Below are 18511 nucleotides of genomic sequence, written 5' to 3' on the forward strand. Positions count from 1 at the left end.
CCCTCTCCGAGATGGTCCATTTCGGTGCATGGCCTTTATTTTGCTCAGGGGACAGCATGGCGTTATTTTCAGTCAAATTTCAGTCCGGACGATTTCGGGTGCGGCCATGAAAACGTGGATTTTCTATCCACCGCTCAAGGCCATGTCCGGAGGGTGCATGGTGCTTCTGCAGATCGCCCGGCAGTTGCACGTCCTGGGCAGGCTGGGCGGGATTCTGTATTGGGACGAGCCGCCGGGCGGGGCCGAGTGCGCGGGATTGCCCTGGGTGCGGGCCAGCACGGCGGCCATGGCGGCCGGGGACATCTACGTGGTTCCCGAAGGCTGGCCCAATGCCCTGGTGCCGGGTCTGAAGCGCGGCTGCCGGACCCTGGTCTACTGCCAGAACTGGTCCTATCTCTTTCATGGCCTGGAGGCGGGCGTGCACTGGCGGGATCTGCCCGTGGACTTTCTGGCCGTATCAGGTCCCGTGGCTTGGCACATGGAGCAGGTGCTGGGCAAGAGGCCGCGGATCATCCGCCCCGCTCTGGACACGGAGCTTTTTCATCCTCCGGCGTCAAAACCCGGCGGAGCGCTGCGCATCGGCTTCATGCCCCGCAAGAACAAGGCTCTGGCCGAGCAGATCCGGCGCATCTTCGAGGAGCGCAACCCGCGCGTAAAGGTGGAATGGGTGCCCATCCACGGCCTGGACCGGCCCGGGGTGGCCGAGGTGCTGCGTTCCTGCCATGTTTTTCTGGTCACGGGATTCCCCGAGGGCTGTCCGCTCCCGCCCCTTGAAGCCATGGCCTGCGGCTGTCTGTGCGTGGGCTTCACCGGCTTTGGCGGGTGGGATTACATGCGGCAGATAGAGCCGGATGGATATGCGCCGCATGGGTATGTGCCTCGCGATGTGCCGTGGGGCGGCAACGGCTGGTGGTTTGCGGACGGTGACGTGCTGGGTGCGGCGCTGGGCCTTGAGCGGGCGGCGCAAGCCTTGCCCCGCAATCTGGACATTCTCGCCCGAACGGCCCAGACGGCAGGCGCCTATGGCAGTGACGCTCAAAAATGCGAGATCGTGGCCGCGTTGTCGGAGTCCGCAAAAAGCGGGCGTACAGCCTTATGAACCGATCTGCCCGCAAGCAGCCCAGAATTCTGCTCATCTCGGCAAAGCATTATCTCATGGCCGAATTGATCTGTGGCTGTCAGGCCCGGGGTCTTGAGCATGCATATCTTTTTCTGGGCGGGATTTCTTCGGCCGCGGAGCTTGAAGAAAAGTTGCGCGTCGAAGTGGACCGGTTCGCGCCCGATTTTCTGTTGACCATGAATCACCTTGGCCTTGATCGCGAAGGGCTGGTCAGCGAATTTTGCCGTCAGCGCGAACTGCCGCTGCTCAGCTGGTTCGTGGACCGGCCAGATCTTTTTCTTCCGCAGTACCGCAACTTGGACAACCCCTGTCTCGCCTACGCCGTCTGGGATGCCGATGCTATTGAGCCCCTTGCAGATGCGGGGCACGGTGCGGCCTTTCATCTTCCCCTCGCCGTCGATCTGAGCCGCATTCACTTTGTTACGGATGCATTGCCCCTGCGCGATGTGGCGTTCGTGGGCAATTCCATGCAGGCAGCCCAGGAAAAATGCTGGGCGCTTTCAGCACAGTCGGACAGATTGCGAGGGTTTTGGGAGGATGTGGCGGGGAAATTCACCGCCAGCGATACGCGTGATCTGTCCGAATTTGTCGGCCGGGAAAATTCTGAAGCCGGGAGATTGCGCGAAGCCTGCGAGCCGTCGCCAAGGGCCGCTCTGGACAGCTTCGTGTACTGGCGGGCGACCCAGCTGCACAGATTGAAATGCATGCAGGCGCTTCTTCCGTTTGAACCGGTGGTGGCCGGAGACGAGCACTGGCGTCCGCTGCTCGGGGATGCTTCGTGGACCTACGCGGGCCCATTGCATTATTATTCCGACCTGCCAGGTTTCTACCGATCGACCAGAATCAATTTCAACACCACCAGCATGCAGATGAAAGGGGCCCTCAACCAGCGCGTCTTCGACGTGCCCGCCAGTGGCGGCTTTCTGCTGACGGATTACCGCGAGCAGCTTGCCGCCGCTTTCGAGTTGGGCAAGGAAGTTGTCTGCTACCGAGATGTGGAAGAGATCGGCGATCTTGTGCGCCATTATCTGGCCAATTCGTCCTCGCGTGAACGGATTGCCCTGCGCGCTCGACAACGCATCGAAAAGGAGCACTCTTACGGCCATCGCATGGCAACGATCTGCGCGAACATGAAGCGGCTGTTCGGGACTCCGGCATGAATCTTTACACCGTGATCCTGCACTATGGGCCTGCTGCGCGCACGAAACAGCTGCACTGGCAATTGATGGAGAGCGACCCCGCGCGGCGGGACAGGATTCTGGTTTTCGACAACGCCAGCCCCGAAGCGTATGAAAACGCCTGGCTGAGGGGCGAGGAAAATCTTTACTGGGCCGGTGCGCTGGAGCGGGTAATGGGAATTCTGGCAAGCAAGGGCGCGTCCCATGTCTGGTTTCTGAACAACGATGCGACCTTTGTCTCGAAGCCTCCGCTCATCGAGCGCGCGTGTCTGCGCCTGGCCCGGGCAGAGCGTCTGGTCGGGCCGGTGGGCGTGTATTCCCCGGCAGTGACGGCCAATCCCTACCACCCGCAGATGGTGGAACGGCCCGGGGGACAGTTCAGGCAGGTACGTTACGTGGACGGGATCGCGCCGCTGGTCAGCGTCGAATTCTGGAAGCGGGCAGGGGGCGTTGATTTCGGAGGCAACCCGTACGGCTACGGTGTGGATGTCTGGTTTTCAAGCCGGACGCAGGAGTCGGGATTTGCCTGCGTTGTAGATCATCAAGTCGTCATCCGGCACAAATACCATTCCACCGCCCGCGAGATGGAGGGGTTCATGGCGCGGGCGGCCGAGGCGGAGGCGGGGTATCTCGCGGGTAGATTTGGTTCGGATTACCGTGAACATGTGAAACTGATGGCCGGAGATTTCCGGGAAATTGATTGAGGCAGAACATTATGGGACAGTATAGAGTTGCGATCATCATTCCCGTGTTCAACCAGTGGGCGCTTACGGCGGACTGCCTGCGCAGCCTGCGTGAGCACACGCCGGACGAGGATGTGCAGGTCATCGTGGTCGACAACGGTTCCACGGACGAGACTGCTGGGTCATGCGGGGTTCTCGGGCAAGAATTGTTCGGGGAGCGTTTTAAGCATTTGCGCCTGGATGAAAACATCAATTTCGGACCGGGTTGCAACCTGGGCGCAGGGCGGGCGAACGCGGATTATTTGTTTTTTCTGAATAACGATACGCTGTTGACCCCAGGGTGGCTGCCGCCGCTGTTGCGGGCGTTCGAGGTCAGGCCGGAGCTTGGTGCAGTGGGGCCGCTTTTGCTTTATCCGGACCAGGATCGTGTCCAGCATCTGGGCGTCACTTTCACACCTACCAATCACGTCACTCATTTGTATCACAATTTTCCAAGCACGCATCCGGTTGTTCAACGCGAACGGAATCTGCAGGCCATAACGGGCGCCGCGCTCATGATCCCGGCCGGAGTTTTCGGGCAAGCGGGAAGATTTTGGGAAGAGTACCGCAACGGTTACGAAGATCTGGATTTGTGCTGGAAGATTCGTTCACTGGGGCTGACGTTGCGTTGCGAGCCGGCAAGCCGGATTTACCATCTTACCAGCCAGACACCAGGACGGTTTAACGCGGAGAGTCACAATTCACAGGTGCTTGCCCGTCGTTGCCAAGGAGCGTTTTATCCGGACATGCACCTGTTTGCACATGCGGACGGTTATGAACTCCGGCTCACCTCGACCCTTACAGCAAACATCGTGTGCGTTCGTTCCGAAGGCGAAACAAAAGGTTTTGGGATGGAGCGCCTTTGGGCGGAAGTTCTCGCGGAACCTTTGTGGGAGGCAGGGTATGAACGCCTGCTGGATTTTTTCTTTAAACAAGGGATGTGGGATGCTGCGTTGGATGTCCTCCAGTTGCAGCAGAGTTATTTTTCGACGGAAAAAGTGGTCACTGGTTTAGCCCGGGTAGCCAGCAGACTGGGTGATGCGGAATTGCTGACAAATTGTCGCAACACCTTTGAGAAATTGCGTGAGGAAGCGGCTTCAAAGGACATTCCAAGAAAATTTATGGCCCTTCAGCACTGGGCAGTGAAAACGCGTGACGAAGTGTTGCAGGATGTTTGTAGACGATGGTCGGCTCATCACCAGGGAAGAAGTGTATAAATTCAAGTGTATTGCTATCGCTTCAGCAAGCCCCTGTAGAGTTCCAGATAGCGGTGCACGCCCTTTGAAAGTCCGAAACGGGCAAAAGCGTCCTTACGGGCCGCTCGGCCCATGGCTTTTCTTTGGTCGGGGTTAGAGATTAGATATTCCAGCGCTTCAAACCATTCTTTCGGGTCGTCTCCGACCAGCATCCCCGTTTTTCCATGCTCCACGCTTTCGCGGTAGGGCTCCAGATCCGAGAAAATTCCTGCCCGGGCGTGAGCGGAGTATTCCAACCATTTGATATTGCTTTTGCAACAGTTGAACGGGTTGTCTGCCAGGGGCGCAAGCCCGATGTCGAAATGGATTTTGCCAAGGGTTTTAAGGAACGATGCGTAGCTGGATTCGAACGGGATTATCCTTCCTAATTTCGCTAGCCGCGTATTCGCGCAACCCCAGAAAATAAATTCAATCGCCGATCCAAACTTGTTTCGTATGCGGAAGAGAATATTCTCAATAAGTTCGAGATCTTGTTCATGTGTGGGGCTTCCCATATAGGCGATGACGGTCTTGGTTGGATTTTTGGGAAGAGTTGCAGACATGAAGGCCGATTCGTCGACAAAATTGGGGATAGTGACGCTATTTGGATTGAACGGGAGGAGACGTTCGCGTAGTGCGTCGGTGCTTGTGGTGACGAGGTTAACCTTCGGGATAATTTTTTTAATGAAAGGGGCCGTCCTTTGGGAATTACTGTGAAATGGGTGAGATGGTGGAACGTCGAGGAGAAAATCGTCAAGTTCATAAACAACAGGCTTACCAGAGTCAAAGATACGTTCAAGAATTGGAAAGGTTTCCTTAAGGGGGAAATAGCGCTGCACTACAATAAGGTCCGCCCATTCAATATGATTAGCGTCGATTCGGGACAAACCGTTGGCATCCTGCACTGCCCATTTGAAATTGAAATGCCCATTAAGTCGACTAAAAGGTGTAACTATGCGTATTTGAGCGCAGGCATATTCGAAGATGTCTAAGGAGTAGATGGCGATTTTGATGTAGTGATTCTTGTTCATTTTTTAGGTTAGGCTCTCAATTTTCGGGGTTATTAATAAAGTCGCTGGAGTATAAAGCTGTAGAAATAATAGAATGTTTTGATTGAAGTGTCCATCTTTTGCATTAGTTCTTTTGTTGTGGCGTGATAGAGCGCAAAAAATAAATTTTCTTGCGCAAAATATAAACAATGCCAGCAATTTACAAATTATTAAAATGAGTTCGGGCAAAATCAGATCTTCTCTCGTGTCAAGCGGCATCAAAAGCTGACCTGTGGCCATGCTGAGAATCTTTTTCACCGTGCCGGGGTAGGTCTTTCACAACCTTGGGCTTTTCTTTCATACGGGCAGTCTCCAAAATAAAGAAGTAGGAACTGCAATTTTTTCATTGTTAGTCGCAAGGGGATATAGATGCGCGAGCTTTTGCTTCGAAATGCATAATTCTGTTCATTATGACTATAATCTTCTGAAGTTCGCGGTGTCGAATGCGTTCATTGTGGAGCATTGCGTTGTGTTTAGATAAGATGACATGGAATTCAAAAGTGTTTGGAAGCGTTGGAAACACTCCTTCGACGCGAAATGGCAGCATGTTTGCTCTTATTGTATCGAATAATATATGTAAAAAAGAAAATGTAGTGAATACTGAAAAGTGCACATCGATATACTCTCCAGAAAGAGCTCTTTCGTAATTTTTTTTTGCTTCTTCAAAAGTTTTATTTAATAGCAATGCGACGTTTTCAGTATCGTTTTTTGTGTTCCAGTATTTTGATGGATTATTATGTGATGTGTTCATAAAAAAATCCAGAATCCTGGGAGCAAGACGGTTTGCCCCATGTAAGTAAACGTCATATGCTTCTGAAAAAGATGTAGGTGTTCGAAAATGATCAAAACAGTATCTATGGTCGGGAATGCTTAGACAAAGTTTTCCATTGTCTTTTAATACTGTACTGATGTCGAGAAAAAAGCGTAAGAGAAGCGGAATATGTTCAATTACGTGAGATCCTAGGACATAGTCGAACTTGTCAATTTTGTTTTTTTTGAGAGATTCTTCATATGTATCAATTATAACAAAATCGACGTCCTCGATTGCGGAGCAGTCAACGTTAGGGTCGTTGGCATAGAACTGTTTAATATCTTCTGTAGATCGTATGTCTGCATAGAATATGAATGGCCCATTGGCTTTTGGAATTAAAGGATTTGCGAGAGGGCCAATTTCCAAAATTCTCTTACTGCAATCAATTATTGAAGTGTAAGGAGTGTTTCTCATAATATTGAATTCTCGACTTCCGGGTTGCAAATGAATTCGCTGAAGTAAAAATTTGTCTGTAATAATTAGATATTTTAATTGTGATTGTCACTCTCCGTTTTCGTTCGTTGTTGAACGTAAAATTATTATTGATTTTTTTTTATAAGTATAAAAGATTTGTACTTTTTTTATTTAAGATGTAAAACCCTTATAAATTTCAGACCAAACAGAGGCATCTTGATCTATAGTTTTTATGTGGCTGATTTTAGAAGACAGTTTAGAAATTAGATCAGGGTTGTCGATAACTTTTTGTAAATTATTGAACAGGTCGTCTTTTAACAGTGGATCAAAAAGTAATCCATTTTCATTATTTTTAATAATTTCTGGGATGCCACCGACGCGCGATGCTATAACAGGTATCTTTGCGCTTAAAAATTCACGAACAACAAGAGGGTAGTTTTCAAAGAATGATGGAACAACGCCAATATCAATTTGAGAAAGTATTTTACTCAAATCTCTTGGAGCGTAACCTCCGTGAAGTATAATGCGGCTATCTATTAAAGCTATATTTTTTAAAGTTTCAAAGATTTCACTGTCATTGATTTTTCCGTAAATATGAAGGGATGCGTCTCCTGATGTTCGTGAAAAAGAGTCAAGTAATCCGTGAGCATTTTTCAGCGCAGTAATATTTCCTAAAAAACCGAACCTTGTCGACCCATCAATATTTTTTTTAGAATTTTGTTTTATTACGTCAAGACCGAGGGGAATTCGTAAGCTTTTATTGAATGTTATATATTCTTTATATTTTTCCAATAAAAATTTTGATGGAGCTGTCGTTAATTTTGCATTTAAAAATATTAAACGAGACATCTCTAGTCTTTTTGTGAATAAATCAACGAAGTAATAAAATAAATTTTTATCATCAATTTCTGTCAAGTATTCATTTTTTAAAAAACATTTTGCGCATTTTTCCGGGCTTGTAGGTCCATTGCACAGTGTTCCGTCTGCATTAAGCATGTATGTTTTAGGGCATATGTACCAAAAATCGTGTAAAGTGATCAGTGTGGGTATTTTCGAAGATATAGAATGTGTTAAAAGAGAAAATGGAAGCGTAATATGAGTATGTTGAAAATGAATTATGTCTGGCTTAAAAATATCAATAGTTTTTATAAATAAGCGTTCTATTTCTTTGTTAAATAAATTATTGATATGGTTTTGTTTTTTTATTTTTACTTCGAATGCGATGTGGTTCGCAATTTGTTTTATATCAAGCTCATTGTTGTTTAGATTTTGATATAATGCCGGATAAAAAACGGCAACATTAAGTTTTTTTGATGAAATTGTTTTTGCTAATGAATAAGAGTAATTTTCTGTTCCTGCATGGTTGCGGGGAGGGTAGCCGTGTATTACGTACAAAACTTTTTTTTGTGTGAGAATTTTATCATTCATATTTATTAAACTCAACGTTTGATGTTTTTAGTCAAAAATAACGAAAATAGAAATTTATCAAGGGTATGTCGACCTTGGTCTGGTTTGCAGGAAGTGTATGCCCAGCGAAGGTTTGTGCTGCTAATGGCAGTTATATAATTCAGGTTCTTACGCCTTTCGCTTGATGCTCATGATCTTGCAGTTCACCCCTTTGGCGACGCCGTTAGTGATCCGGTGGCGGCAGAAAGTCAGGATATTTTCAAGATGCCGTGAAAGTAACTGTCCCACCCGCTTCATTGGTTCCAAGCCGGAACGATCAATCCATTTTATCCAGCGCTTGAAGAATCTCCGTCCCCATCCAGGAGACATGTAGCCCCACAATGACTGCAAGTTCTCTCTCATGGCCCACGCTTTGGCCACCTTGAGAGTGCTGGCCTTGAGGACGTCAAATGTCGGCTGATGCTTGGCAGGCAAGTTCTCGGGGCGAAACAGCCAAAGGTACTTGGTCCCTTTGAGGGTTTCGTCGCCCTGAGCCATCAGGGCCGTATGTTCTTGCTTGCGCACTTTATCCACGGCTTCATTCACGTGTTTCATGACATGAAATCTGTCGTGGACGATTTTGGCTCCGGCATCCGGCACATGCGCCATGGTCGCCGTGAAATATGGCTCCCACATATCCATCGCGATGGCCCTTATGGATTCCAGTTGGCCTGGCGAGAGCCTGCGGTAATATTCCTCCAGGCTGCTCTTCTTCCGCTCTTCGGAAACATGCTCGACCGTGCTGCGCATAAGGTCGCAGACGATGGTCATGTAGGAGTGCCCTTTGCGGAATGCTTTCTCGTCCACTCCGAGATAATGAATTGGACGGGCCTCCTTGCGTGAAAGGCCTCGTCGAACAGCCCGCTCCATTACTCCCCAAACCTCATCCCATGTGAGTTTCAGCAAGCGCCGAGAGCCTTCCACTGTCGAGCACTCTGTGAGCACATCAATGATCCAGCGTTCCATGAGCAAGGTGAAGCGCGACCGTGGTTCAGCCCAGGGCACAAGCACCTGGTGCACTCCATGTTCCGGGCATTCCACACGCGGAACTCGGGCATGAAGTAACGTCTTGAACTGACACGTATCCAGATGGCGCCAGACTCGTTCTCCTGCATGGTCCCGGCAGGGCAGAAGCTTGCCGCATTCTGGGCAGGGCCAGCGCTCCCCTGGGCCATGATCTAACCAAATATCAACACTATTCTCGGATACTTTCAGATCAACCTTATCAACAAACCAAGGGGCTTTGACTCCAAGAATCTGCGCGTAAAGTTCGGTGTCTCTCATCGGCGTCCTCCGTGAGGAGACTCCTAACCAAGTCATTTACCCACAGCAATTCCGGAAGGACCAGATACGTAAAAATTTTTGAATTTGTTGGATATCCAGATGGCAGTCCGCCCTTTGACTGTCCCGACTTGTTTGGAAATTCAAACCTTCGGTGGGACGTAAGTTAAGAGATGCACATGCTCTGGTTGAGCGTTACGTTTCAAAATTTGGCGTTAACAAAACGAGCGAATGCACCAATTTGCCTCAACCCCAATCGCACCTCCCAATATCCAGAGGCGATATTTGGGAGTCAATACGATATGATATTAGCAATACTATATCGCGTGAGATGGCATGGACGCCCCACGGTTTTCTCTTTGTTCAGTTGTGGGGACAATGGAACTCTGAAGATATCACGGGGCGGTCAACTGGCATAGTCGTTGAACTCTGACTAGGCCCAGATAGCTTGGATTTCTATGCTGATATTAAACTACCGAGTCTTGCGTCAGTAAGTAAGACTTTTGTCAGAGTGAAACCCCGCCCTGCCGTCGCAAAAGTCGAGCCGGGTTGCCCGCGATCACTGCGCCGGGGTCCACGTCGCGGGTGACCACGGCTCCGGCTCCGATCAGACATCCGCGCCCTAGGCGTAGCCCGCCCAAGATGACTGCTCCTGTGCCTATGCTTACTTGATCTTCGACGACGGTGGACACGAAGCGGTTCTGCCAGTCTGCATAGGTCTCGAGTCGTCCTTCGTCGTTTACGGCCCGGGGGTAGCGGTCGTTGACAAACATGACTCCGTGCCCCACGAACACCCCGTCGCCGATGCTGACCCCTTCGCAGATAAAACTGTGTGAGGAAATTTTACAGCGCTCGCCCACTAGGACCCCGCATTGAATCTCCACATAGGAGCCAATTTTACTTTCGGCACCGATGCGGCATCCGTAGAGATTGATAAAAGGTCCCAGAAAAATGCCTTCGCCAAGCTCCACATCGGTAGCCACCCGTTGAAACATATCCATGTCCTTTACTCCTTGCCGCTAGGCGCCATCCGCCTAGCCACGCGGTTTAGCCGGGCATCCGATCACGCGAGTACCGGGGGCCACGTCGCCAAGCACCAAGGCCCCCATGCCGACAAGCGCACCTGCGCCTACGCGCACGTTCTCGCGCACACGACAGGCCATACCCAAATAAGTTTCCCTGCCTACCTCCACCGCCCCGGCTAGGGCCACGCTGGAAGCTAGTACGCTACCTTCGCCGATGTGGCAGTCGTGTCCTAGCACGCAGCCCGCCAAGAGTAGGGCATGAGCACCGATGCGAGCTTTGGGACCGACGGCGCAGCCCGCGCCAACGAAAACCCCCGGTTCAAGGTTGGCCGTGGGTGAAACCCAGGCCATGGGGTGGACTAGTATGGCAAAACGCGCTTCAGACAGGTGCAAAGCGGCAATGAGGTTGAGTCGCCGAGCATATGTGTGTACGCTGCCCACGGCAAGCAGAAAGCAAAGCCGCGAATGCTCGGTTGCCATCTGCTGGGCCGCTTCGAGTGGTCCAAGCACGGGTATGCCGTGGTAGCTGCATCCGGCCAATTCGGGTTTGTCATCAAGCACGCCTTGGGGGACCAGATCAGCCCTCTTCGTGGCTATTGCAGCTTCGATCATTTCGGCAGCGTTGCCGCAGGCCCCCACAACTATCAGGCCCTGCATGTGTTAGCCCAACATGCGGCGTAAAGCGGATGCATTCGGTGATTCGCGTAAAAGGCGCACATTTTTAAAGTTATCCAATTTACCCCGTGTTGCTGACAAAGCTTGACCTATCAAGACGCGCGCGGCATCGGCCTGAGCGTCGGGTAATCCTGTAACGGCCGCGAGGATCGCCGGAGCCTTGAGGCGGACTTCCTGTCCCCGGCCGTCCAAGGCCAAGGCGATCAGACCGTTGACTCGGGCAACCTGGTTGCCACGGTGTCTGGAGGCAATTTCATAGCAGTGGGCGGCCAGAGCGGGATAGGAAAAGGGCGCGCCCAGAATTAGGTTGCCCAGTTCCACGAAGGCGCTACTCAGGGAGGCTGCATCACAGTTGGTTGCGTAGAGTTCGGGAAAAAAATCATAGATAGTGAAACGTTTGTAAAGGTCGAACTTGCAATCCAGGGTACTTTGTCGGCACATATGGACCTTGGCTAGGGATTCGTTCCCCCCGTGTATGCGGTAGGCTACGAGCTTTTCGTCCAAGAAGGCTACGTTCAAGAAGGGCGCGATCTTACTCCACATGTGGTAGTCCGCGCAAAAACTCGCCTTGCCGCAGGCAAATCCTCCCACCAGTTTGATAGATGAGCGTCGCATCATGACGCAAGGATGGGCAAAGGAGTTGTTGTGTAGCTGGAGCCGGGCGAGGTTGGCGCTGCTAAAGCCCAGGGCCACGGCGTTACGAAACTCACCTTTGCGTGGACGGCCCTTAGCATCGATGAAGCGCGCATCGCAAAAAAGCGCGTCGGTTTTCGGGTGCTCGGCGAAATACGCTAGTTGACGGCTGATCTTGTGGGGCACAAAAATGTCGTCGTCGCCGACAAAGCATACGAACTCGCCCCGAGTCAGCTCCAAGCAGATGTCGCAGAGCTGGTCGAAGGCCCCGCTGCCGCCTAAGTTATACTCGCCTTTGATGAAACGTAGGCGTGGGTCGCTCAAAAAAGGGGCCACAACGGCAGCCAAGTCCTCGGTGGAGCAGTCGTCGTAAACTAGAAATTCAATGTTCGTGTAGTCTTGGCCCAGCACCGAAGCAATCATCTTAGGCAGGTACTGGCTACGGTTGTAGGTATAGCAGATGACTGTGACTAGGCCGGGCACCGGCTCGCGGACGGGGTATTCTGTAAGCTGGCGCAGTCCGAAATAGCGGGAATCTGTGTGGATATGGTGGTTGAGCGCCCCGGCAAAACGCTCGGTGTCAAGCACCGAGCCCTGATCGAAGGCCGCTTGCAGTTGTTCGGGGGACGAGAGATTAGCGTTGTCGAAGAGATTTTGATGGGTTTCCTGCACTCGGTTTATCGTTAGCGTGAGGCTGCGGCTTAAAGGGTAGCAAGCTAGTCCCGGCTTGACTGCATACGCGCCGTGTTCGATAGCTTGCGCTACATTTCCTTCCAGAAAGTTCGGTGTGCGCAGGTTGGAAAACTCGCGCAGGATGCGCAGTAAATCATCCCGACGGTAGACTGAGGCACTCACGTCGAAGGGATAATTCCATTGGGGAACCCTACAATGTCGCCAATCAAAGCGTAAAAAAGGGCCGTAGGCCTCCAATGAAGCGGGCATGGGTCGAATGTTGCGGCCTAGACGCAAGGAAACGGCGAAAAGTTCTGAGTCTGTGGCCAGTGCGTCGATGATCTCAGCTGGGTCGAAGGGTCGAGTGAAGAAAACGTCGTCGCAGCCCACCAGTACGTATGGCGGACCATTTTCGATAATGCGGATAAAGTCGGCCTGAAAACTTTGCTCTTCCACCATACACAGGCCGGGAACGGCCGTGGCTACTCTTTCGTATGAATAACCCTCACTCACGGCGCACAAGGCTGTGATAGCCTCAGACCGAAGGCCTTGGCAATTAACCATAAGACTGCGAACAAACCCTTCCAACTGCAGAGGACGGTTTTTAGAAAAGACGACGGCGGATAACACGGCTAGCCTCCCTGTCTGGGCAAGAAAATAACTATCCCCGGCGCGTTTTTGACCTCGTGGGTCTGATAGACGGCCTGGGCGAGTTCGGTGAAATACCCTGGCAGATTAATTCCGGGCAAGCCCGCCTGCCAGGCCGCTGCATCGATTAGACAGGTCCGGTCGTGCCGGGCCGTGGCTTCCAGCACCAGGGTGCTCAGCCATTCCCGGTTCAACGCGGGGTCCATCCTGGGCTGGGCCGTAGGTGATAGAGGCGGTCCAGCCAGAAAGACTGGGGCAGGGTCGGCGGGATCAAGTTGGAATGGTCTGGCCAAATCTGCCTCGCGCACCTCATAGCCCCAGCCTGGTAGGGGCGCGCAACTCTCCAAAACTCCGCGCATAAGCACGTCGAAATCGATGACCGCGCCGGTTGCGCCAGCATCGGCCAGGCGCTTGGCTAGGGGCTGCAGGCAGCGACCTATTAGGGTGAAGCGTCCTTCCGTAAGGTCTAGCAGAGCTTCGGTTACAGCCTTGGGCAGGCCCAGACATTCCAATGGGCCTGCGTCGACTGGTTTGATCAGTAAGGTTGCGTATACGGCGAACTCGCCAGGCTCGACCTCGGCTAAGGCCTCCATAGGGCTTGGGTGCGGGGTAAAAAGGGCCTCGTTGGCCAAGCCGTAGCGTGGAAAAAGTTCAAGAAAACGTTCTTTTTTGAAGATGCGGTGGGCGTTGTAGGCTACGCAGTCCGGTCCAGCGGTTAAGCTCAAAGCCAATTTTCCGCCCGGGGCCAGCACGCGGTCTAGTTCCATGGCCGCCAGCCATTGGCCGTCGGGGTGGATGGGGTCGCCGTAGCGTCCCAGGCCGATGTGCTCGATGACGCAAATGCTGGTGATAAACTCCGCCGTGCCCGGACCAAGGGGCATGTCCAGAATGCTGCCCGCCCTAGCTGAAAGTCCAGGCAGGTTCACCTCAATGGGTCGGATGTCGAAGAATGTGGTGGGTACGAATTGAGAGAGTACGCTTACAAAGCTGGTGGACGAGCCGATGTCCACCACGTTGGCGGGCTGGGTCTCCGCCACCATGCGCGCCGCCCAAGCGTTTTGATAGAAATAATAGAGGTCGATTTCTGTGGTGGCCGTGGCCTCACCCAAAACCGGGTAAAAGCGCAGACGCTCGTCCGGCCGCGCGAGCTTGGACCCCTCATATGCTTGGAAATAGGCGGCGTAGTTGTCCCGAAAATTCGCCCAGTGATTCGGGTTGGGTGTGTGGGTCTTTAAGTAGAATTCGCAGAAGCGCTTAAACAGATTCCAGGGCCGAACTATCATAGGCTCTCCAGTCGGGCAGGTGGTACAAGGCCGGGGAAGGCTCGCGCGCCGGGGTCGTTGGCGCGCCAGGCTCGGTAGGCTTCCACCGAGTTGACGGGCATGTGCCCGGCAAAAAGCCCACACAGCCAGTCGATGTCGAAATCCGCCGGGAAATTATGCAGGGGGGCGAAACCTCCGCGCAGCCACAGTTCATTGAGGAGGTCCACAAAGACGTGCTGCTCCACACCCATGGCGTAGTATTTGGCGTCGCTGCGGCCGGGTATGGCCCAGCCCTGGCAGCAGGCTCTTTTGCTTAGACGTCCGAAAAAGAGCGGTTCGACCGATTGAGCCAGCTCGCGCCATACGTTTTGCAGCATGAGGTTTTCCAGCCGGAAATCGCTGACCCCGGCATGGGCGGCCTCATAAAAGGTTCGCTCGTACACGCACATGCATACCAGAAAAACCCCCCACACATCACTTAGGTGCGTCGGTCTGGCCGTTTGTATCACGAGGGACTCTCGCGGCCAAAGTGGACGTACGGCAACCGAGCGTTGGGCTGGGCCGTCGGGGGCATCGCCCCAGAAGAGTCGGCAGATGCTCAGACCGCCCTCTCGCATGCCCGCTTTCAATGCGGTGAAATCCACGCGACGGGTCAGCCAAGTGTCGTCTTCGAGCACGCATATCATCGAAGCTGCATCGGCGGCAATTTCGCGGGACCAAAAAGTTTGCGGGGTGGTGAACCGGCTGGTGATGTCCTCGAAACGCTTAGCTCGGACAAGTTCCCATTTGCCGTGCTGCCCGCCAGATTGGCGGATCTCCACCTGCGGGTAGAGAGTCGTAATGCGCTCCAAGTAGGCTGGCAAGGTGCCGTCGTCGAGCACTACTACCCGGCTCACTCCGCTGCCGAAGGCTTTCAGGCTGGCTAGGCAGCGATCAAGGTAAAAGGGCCGGTTGAAGGTTTTGATGTAGACGATCATGCGCGGGTCAACTCCCATAAGGTCGTGACTACCCGATCTTGTTGAGCGTCGGTCAGTTCGCTGAAAAGAGGGATGAGAATACTTTGGTTTCTCCATGTCTCACTATGGGGTAGACTGCCTTCCACCGGCAGGTAAGCGGGCTCCTGATGGGCATTCATGATGCCCGGCTTGGTCGCGATGCCCCGGGCAAGCAGCCTTTCGATGAGGGCTTTTTGGCTAAGCGGCGCGTCTTGGGTCAGGCGCACTCGGAAACTTTGGTGATTGACCTTGCGCCAGTCGCCCTCCTTTACCACGGCCAGCCAGGGATGCCCGGCTAGCCCGTCCTCGTAGCGGCCGGCCAGACGGCGGCGTTCGTTCACGATGCCGGGCAGGCGTGTGAGCTGCACCAGGCCTACGGCGGCCTGAATGTCGGTCATGCGGTAGTTGTAGCCAAGGCCTATGTACTGCTCGGTCACGAAGGTTTTGGCCTCGTGGCGGGCGGTGTCGGGCACGTCCATGCCGTGCTGGCGGGCTAGACGCAAAAAGGTGGCCAGCTTGTCGTCGCCTGTGGTGATCATGCCACCTTCGCCACAGGTGATGACTTTGCGTGGGTGGAAGCTGAAGCAGGCCATGTCCGCATAAGGCGCGCCAAGGGGGGTGTGTTCGCCTGCGGCCTCGTAGTCAGCAAGGCTGCCCGCTGCGCAGGCCGCGTCTTCTACCACAAAGAGCCCGTTTTCCCGGCATAGAGGCATAATTTCCTGCAGGCGACAGGCAAAGCCAACCTGATGCACGGCGATGACCCCCACTAGGCGGCGAGGTCGACTGCCAGCGCGCAGGCTGGCTGGCCAAGCCACCCCCGCAGGCATGGGCTTGGCCGGATCGAAAAAGAACCCACTAGGTTCCCGGCAGGCTTCGATAAGCGCTGTCAGGGTTTTGGGGCAGAGGTTGCCGTCTTCGGCGCTTACGTCCACGAAGATCGGTTCGGCACCAGCGTAGCGAACAGCGTTGGCAGTGGCCACAAAGGAATGACTGGGCACAACCACCACGTCGCCGACCCCCACCCGGTAGGCTAGCAAGGCTAAGTGTAGGGCCGTGGTGCAACTGGAAACGGCCACCGCATGGGAAGCTCCCACGCTGCGGGCAAAGGCCGTCTCGAATTCAGCCACGCGGGGGCCCTGAGTGATCCAGCCCGAAAGCACGGCGGCGGCTGCCGCGTCGGCTTCGGCCTTGCCCAAATACGGCTTGGCGATGGGGATCATGGTGTAATCCTCTTGGCGGCGCGGTACCAGTCTACCAAGTCTTGTAATCCTTCCTCCAGGCTGATGCTGGCGGAGAACCCTATGTTGGCCAAGCTTTTTTCTGTGGAAGCCAAGCGGCGCGGCACGGGGTTGACGCTGCGCGGGGGAAAAAACTCGGGTTTAAGGTTCTCGACGCCCCAAACCTTGGCTAGGCAGTAGAGCAGATCAAGTAGGGACACCTCGGTTCCGGCGGCCACGTTGTAGGACTCCTCGGTACAATCGGCCTTCATCGCGCATATGTTGGCCCGGGCCACGTCGGTCACGTGCACGAAGTCCATGGTCTGCTTTCCGTCGCCAAATATCTTAGGCTGCACCCCAGCCACAAAGCAGTCCATCCAACGGATGAGCACCTCGGTGTATTTGCCATAGATGTCCATGCGCGGGCCGTAGACGTTGAAATAGCGCAGGCTCGTGCTCTTTAGACCGTATGTGTTGTGGAAGACCCGAAGGGCTCCTTCCGCCCAGGTTTTGCAAACGCCGTATAATGTGCGATCGTTGTAGGGGTGGTGCATCTCATAGGTGGGGAATTCGTCGGCCAAACCGTAGATGGAAGCTGAGGACGAGAACACCACCCGCTTGATGTTGTGCTTTATACAAGCGTCCAAGGTGTTCATGGTACCCGTGAGCATGACGTCGTGGCAGGCCATGGGCTTGGCCGCGCACTCGGTGATGCGCAGGGCTGCCAGATGAAAACAACCATCCATGCCTTCAAAGAGGTTTTCTATCTCGTAGCCGTGGCGGATGTCGGCCCGCTCGAAACGAAAACGCGGGTCACTCATGGCCTTTTGGATGTTATCATAGCTGCCCCGATGCATGGTGTCGAAGACCACGACCTCGGCCGCCCCCTCCTCAAGCAGAAGGTCCGCCAAATAGGAGCCGATGAACCCCGCCCCGCCGGTGAGAATGAAACGTTTATCCGAGATGTCCAAGACAGAACTCCTTGACGGCGGCGACGATCCGGCTTGCCTCATCGTCGCACAGGTAGGGGTGCATAGGAAGTGAAAGTAGGCTGGCGCAGGCGGCTTCGGCCACGGGAAAATCGCCTTTCCGGTAGTTCAAATGGGAGTAGGCCTTCTGCATATGCAGGGCGATGGGGTAGTGCATGGCCGCACCGATGCCTCGGCTAGCCAAGTGGGCCAAAAGCTCGTCGCGCATGGCGTGCATTACCACGTAGAGATGCAGGGCGCTTACCCGGTCGGCGAGACGGTTCACCAGACGTAGGCCAGGAAGACCGGCTAGCTCGACGTCGTAGCGGGCTGCCACTGCCCGGCGGCTTGCATTCCATGCGGCCAAGTGGGGCAGTTTGATATAAAGGGCTGCGGCTTGCAAGGCATCTAAACGGCCGTTGTAGCCTTCGGCTAAGTGTACGTATTTTTTTGACTGCCCGTGGTCGCGCAGGCAGCGCACAGTTTCGGCCAGCTTCGGGCTGTTTGTGGTCACGGCCCCGGCCTCGCCGCAGGCCCCGAGGTTTTTGCCAGGATAAAAAGAGAAGGCTGCCGCCGTAGCCAGGGAGCCGGTCATGCGGCCGCCGTAGCTTGCCAAGTGGGCCTGGCATGCGTCTTCAACCACCCAAAGGTTGTGGCGGGCTGCCACGGCGCAGATGGCGTCCATGCAGCAGGGCTGGCCGTAGAGGTGAACGGGCACGATGCCTCGGGTGGCCGGGGTGATGGCGACTTCCAATAGCTGTGGGTCCATGGTCAGCGTGTCGGGCCGCACATCTACAAAGACCGGACGTCCCCCCGCTTGGCTTATGGCCTCGCTGGTAGCGATAAAGGTGTTGGGCACGGTGATCACTTCGTCGCCCGGGGCAAGGCCCAAGGCCAGAAAAATCAGGCGAAGGGCATCCGTGCCGCTGCCCACTCCTACGCAATGGGATGTTTGACAGGCAGCAGCAAACGCCGCTTCAAATGTACTCACATGAGGACCGCCGATAAAGGCGGCACTTTCTAATATTTCCATCCAAACAGCCAAAATTTCATCTTTGAAAGGCGCATTCTGGCTTATGAGGTTAAGAAAAGGAATGGTGTTGCTTTTCATATGTAAGTCGCCAATTTTTATAAAAATATTAGTGCAGGGCAGTTTCTTG

15 protein-coding genes and 1 pseudogene are annotated in these 18511 nt (G+C 53.8%); 4 read left to right on the forward strand and 12 right to left on the reverse strand.

Translation table 11 applies throughout. The annotated features are described in order from the left end of the window. Window positions 1–106 precede the first annotated feature (106 nt). The 4 genes from BMZ24_RS16180 to BMZ24_RS16195 are packed head-to-tail and all read left to right on the forward strand — an operon-like array spanning window position 107 to window position 4237. The gene (locus BMZ24_RS16180) at window positions 107–1099 is read left to right on the forward strand and encodes a glycosyltransferase (RefSeq protein ID WP_244150395.1); all 993 of its coding nucleotides are present in this window, start codon (window positions 107–109) and stop codon (window positions 1097–1099) included. After that, entirely contained in the window at window positions 1096–2280 is a 1185-nt protein-coding gene (locus BMZ24_RS16185) for a CgeB family protein (protein ID WP_161949197.1), read from the forward strand. Before BMZ24_RS16180 ends, BMZ24_RS16185 begins: the two co-directional genes overlap by 4 nt. Further along, window positions 2277–3002: a glycosyltransferase family protein gene (locus tag BMZ24_RS16190; RefSeq protein ID WP_092193796.1), complete on the forward strand. Its 726-nt coding sequence runs from the start codon at window positions 2277–2279 to the stop codon at window positions 3000–3002. Before BMZ24_RS16185 ends, BMZ24_RS16190 begins: the two co-directional genes overlap by 4 nt. Before the next feature lie 11 nt (window positions 3003–3013). Then, window positions 3014–4237, forward strand: coding sequence for a glycosyltransferase family 2 protein (locus BMZ24_RS16195; protein ID WP_143077938.1), 1224 nt, complete (start codon window positions 3014–3016; stop codon window positions 4235–4237). A gap of 14 nt (window positions 4238–4251) precedes the next feature. On the opposite strand, the gene BMZ24_RS16200 is transcribed toward BMZ24_RS16195, so the two are convergent. The 12 genes and pseudogenes from BMZ24_RS16200 to BMZ24_RS16250 form a co-directional block, all read right to left on the reverse strand. Then, window positions 4252–5286: a glycosyltransferase family protein gene (locus tag BMZ24_RS16200; protein ID WP_092193798.1), complete on the reverse strand. Its 1035-nt coding sequence runs from the start codon at window positions 5284–5286 to the stop codon at window positions 4252–4254. Window positions 5287–5653: 367 nt separating this feature from the next. Beyond that, window positions 5654–6529, reverse strand: coding sequence for a methyltransferase domain-containing protein (locus BMZ24_RS19570; RefSeq protein WP_143077939.1), 876 nt, complete (start codon window positions 6527–6529; stop codon window positions 5654–5656). Between the two features lie 171 nt (window positions 6530–6700). Then, the gene (locus tag BMZ24_RS16205) at window positions 6701–7957 is read right to left on the reverse strand and encodes a glycosyltransferase (protein ID WP_092193799.1); all 1257 of its coding nucleotides are present in this window, start codon (window positions 7955–7957) and stop codon (window positions 6701–6703) included. Between the two features lie 150 nt (window positions 7958–8107). Then, window positions 8108–9259 (reverse strand): annotated as a pseudogene (locus BMZ24_RS16210) (ISL3 family transposase); the annotation flags it as partial. A 503-nt stretch (window positions 9260–9762) separates the two neighbouring features. After that, window positions 9763–10257, reverse strand: coding sequence for an acyltransferase (locus BMZ24_RS16215; protein WP_092193800.1), 495 nt, complete (start codon window positions 10255–10257; stop codon window positions 9763–9765). A gap of 33 nt (window positions 10258–10290) precedes the next feature. Then, complete coding sequence (locus BMZ24_RS16220) at window positions 10291–10938, reverse strand: NeuD/PglB/VioB family sugar acetyltransferase (RefSeq protein WP_092193801.1); 648 nt, start codon at window positions 10936–10938, stop codon at window positions 10291–10293. A 3-nt stretch (window positions 10939–10941) separates the two neighbouring features. Next, entirely contained in the window at window positions 10942–12720 is a 1779-nt protein-coding gene (locus BMZ24_RS16225) for a glycosyltransferase family 2 protein (RefSeq protein ID WP_161949198.1), read from the reverse strand. Between the two features lie 173 nt (window positions 12721–12893). Continuing rightward, window positions 12894–14192 carry a DUF268 domain-containing protein gene (locus BMZ24_RS16230; RefSeq protein ID WP_092193803.1) on the reverse strand — a complete coding sequence of 433 codons (1299 nt, stop codon included), beginning with the start codon at window positions 14190–14192 and terminating at the stop codon, window positions 12894–12896. Next, window positions 14189–15148 (reverse strand): glycosyltransferase family protein, encoded by a 960-nt coding sequence (locus BMZ24_RS16235; protein WP_092193804.1) that lies wholly within the window; start codon window positions 15146–15148, stop codon window positions 14189–14191. Before BMZ24_RS16235 ends, BMZ24_RS16230 begins: the two co-directional genes overlap by 4 nt. After that, entirely contained in the window at window positions 15145–16386 is a 1242-nt protein-coding gene (locus BMZ24_RS16240) for a DegT/DnrJ/EryC1/StrS family aminotransferase (RefSeq protein WP_092193805.1), read from the reverse strand. Before BMZ24_RS16240 ends, BMZ24_RS16235 begins: the two co-directional genes overlap by 4 nt. Beyond that, on the reverse strand, window positions 16383–17354 hold the full coding sequence (locus tag BMZ24_RS16245; protein WP_208599872.1) for an NAD-dependent epimerase/dehydratase family protein: 972 nt from the start codon (window positions 17352–17354) through the stop codon (window positions 16383–16385). Before BMZ24_RS16245 ends, BMZ24_RS16240 begins: the two co-directional genes overlap by 4 nt. Further along, window positions 17338–18462, reverse strand: a complete 1125-nt coding sequence (locus tag BMZ24_RS16250) for a DegT/DnrJ/EryC1/StrS family aminotransferase (RefSeq protein ID WP_092193806.1) — start codon at window positions 18460–18462, stop codon at window positions 17338–17340. Before BMZ24_RS16250 ends, BMZ24_RS16245 begins: the two co-directional genes overlap by 17 nt. Window positions 18463–18511 lie beyond the last annotated feature (49 nt).

It is taken from the genome of Desulfomicrobium norvegicum, assembly GCF_900114595.1.
GTDB lineage: Bacteria > Desulfobacterota > Desulfovibrionia > Desulfovibrionales > Desulfomicrobiaceae > Desulfomicrobium > Desulfomicrobium macestii.

What these genes read in the sequence shown, in the direction of transcription:
- BMZ24_RS16180 (WP_244150395.1), top strand. Translation starts at nt 107, where the DNA reads ATGAAAACGTGGATTTTCTATCCACCGCTCAAGGCCATGTCCGGAGGG.
- BMZ24_RS16185 (WP_161949197.1), top strand. Translation starts at nt 1,096, where the DNA reads ATGAACCGATCTGCCCGCAAGCAGCCCAGAATTCTGCTCATCTCGGCA.
- BMZ24_RS16190 (WP_092193796.1), top strand. Translation starts at nt 2,277, where the DNA reads ATGAATCTTTACACCGTGATCCTGCACTATGGGCCTGCTGCGCGCACG.
- BMZ24_RS16195 (WP_143077938.1), top strand. Translation starts at nt 3,014, where the DNA reads ATGGGACAGTATAGAGTTGCGATCATCATTCCCGTGTTCAACCAGTGG.
- BMZ24_RS16200 (WP_092193798.1), bottom strand. Translation starts at nt 5,286, where the DNA reads ATGAACAAGAATCACTACATCAAAATCGCCATCTACTCCTTAGACATC.
- BMZ24_RS19570 (WP_143077939.1), bottom strand. Translation starts at nt 6,529, where the DNA reads ATGAGAAACACTCCTTACACTTCAATAATTGATTGCAGTAAGAGAATT.
- BMZ24_RS16205 (WP_092193799.1), bottom strand. Translation starts at nt 7,957, where the DNA reads ATGAATGATAAAATTCTCACACAAAAAAAAGTTTTGTACGTAATACAC.
- BMZ24_RS16215 (WP_092193800.1), bottom strand. Translation starts at nt 10,257, where the DNA reads ATGGATATGTTTCAACGGGTGGCTACCGATGTGGAGCTTGGCGAAGGC.
- BMZ24_RS16220 (WP_092193801.1), bottom strand. Translation starts at nt 10,938, where the DNA reads ATGCAGGGCCTGATAGTTGTGGGGGCCTGCGGCAACGCTGCCGAAATG.
- BMZ24_RS16225 (WP_161949198.1), bottom strand. Translation starts at nt 12,720, where the DNA reads ATGGTGGAAGAGCAAAGTTTTCAGGCCGACTTTATCCGCATTATCGAA.
- BMZ24_RS16230 (WP_092193803.1), bottom strand. Translation starts at nt 14,192, where the DNA reads ATGATAGTTCGGCCCTGGAATCTGTTTAAGCGCTTCTGCGAATTCTAC.
- BMZ24_RS16235 (WP_092193804.1), bottom strand. Translation starts at nt 15,148, where the DNA reads ATGATCGTCTACATCAAAACCTTCAACCGGCCCTTTTACCTTGATCGC.
- BMZ24_RS16240 (WP_092193805.1), bottom strand. Translation starts at nt 16,386, where the DNA reads ATGATCCCCATCGCCAAGCCGTATTTGGGCAAGGCCGAAGCCGACGCG.
- BMZ24_RS16250 (WP_092193806.1), bottom strand. Translation starts at nt 18,462, where the DNA reads ATGAAAAGCAACACCATTCCTTTTCTTAACCTCATAAGCCAGAATGCG.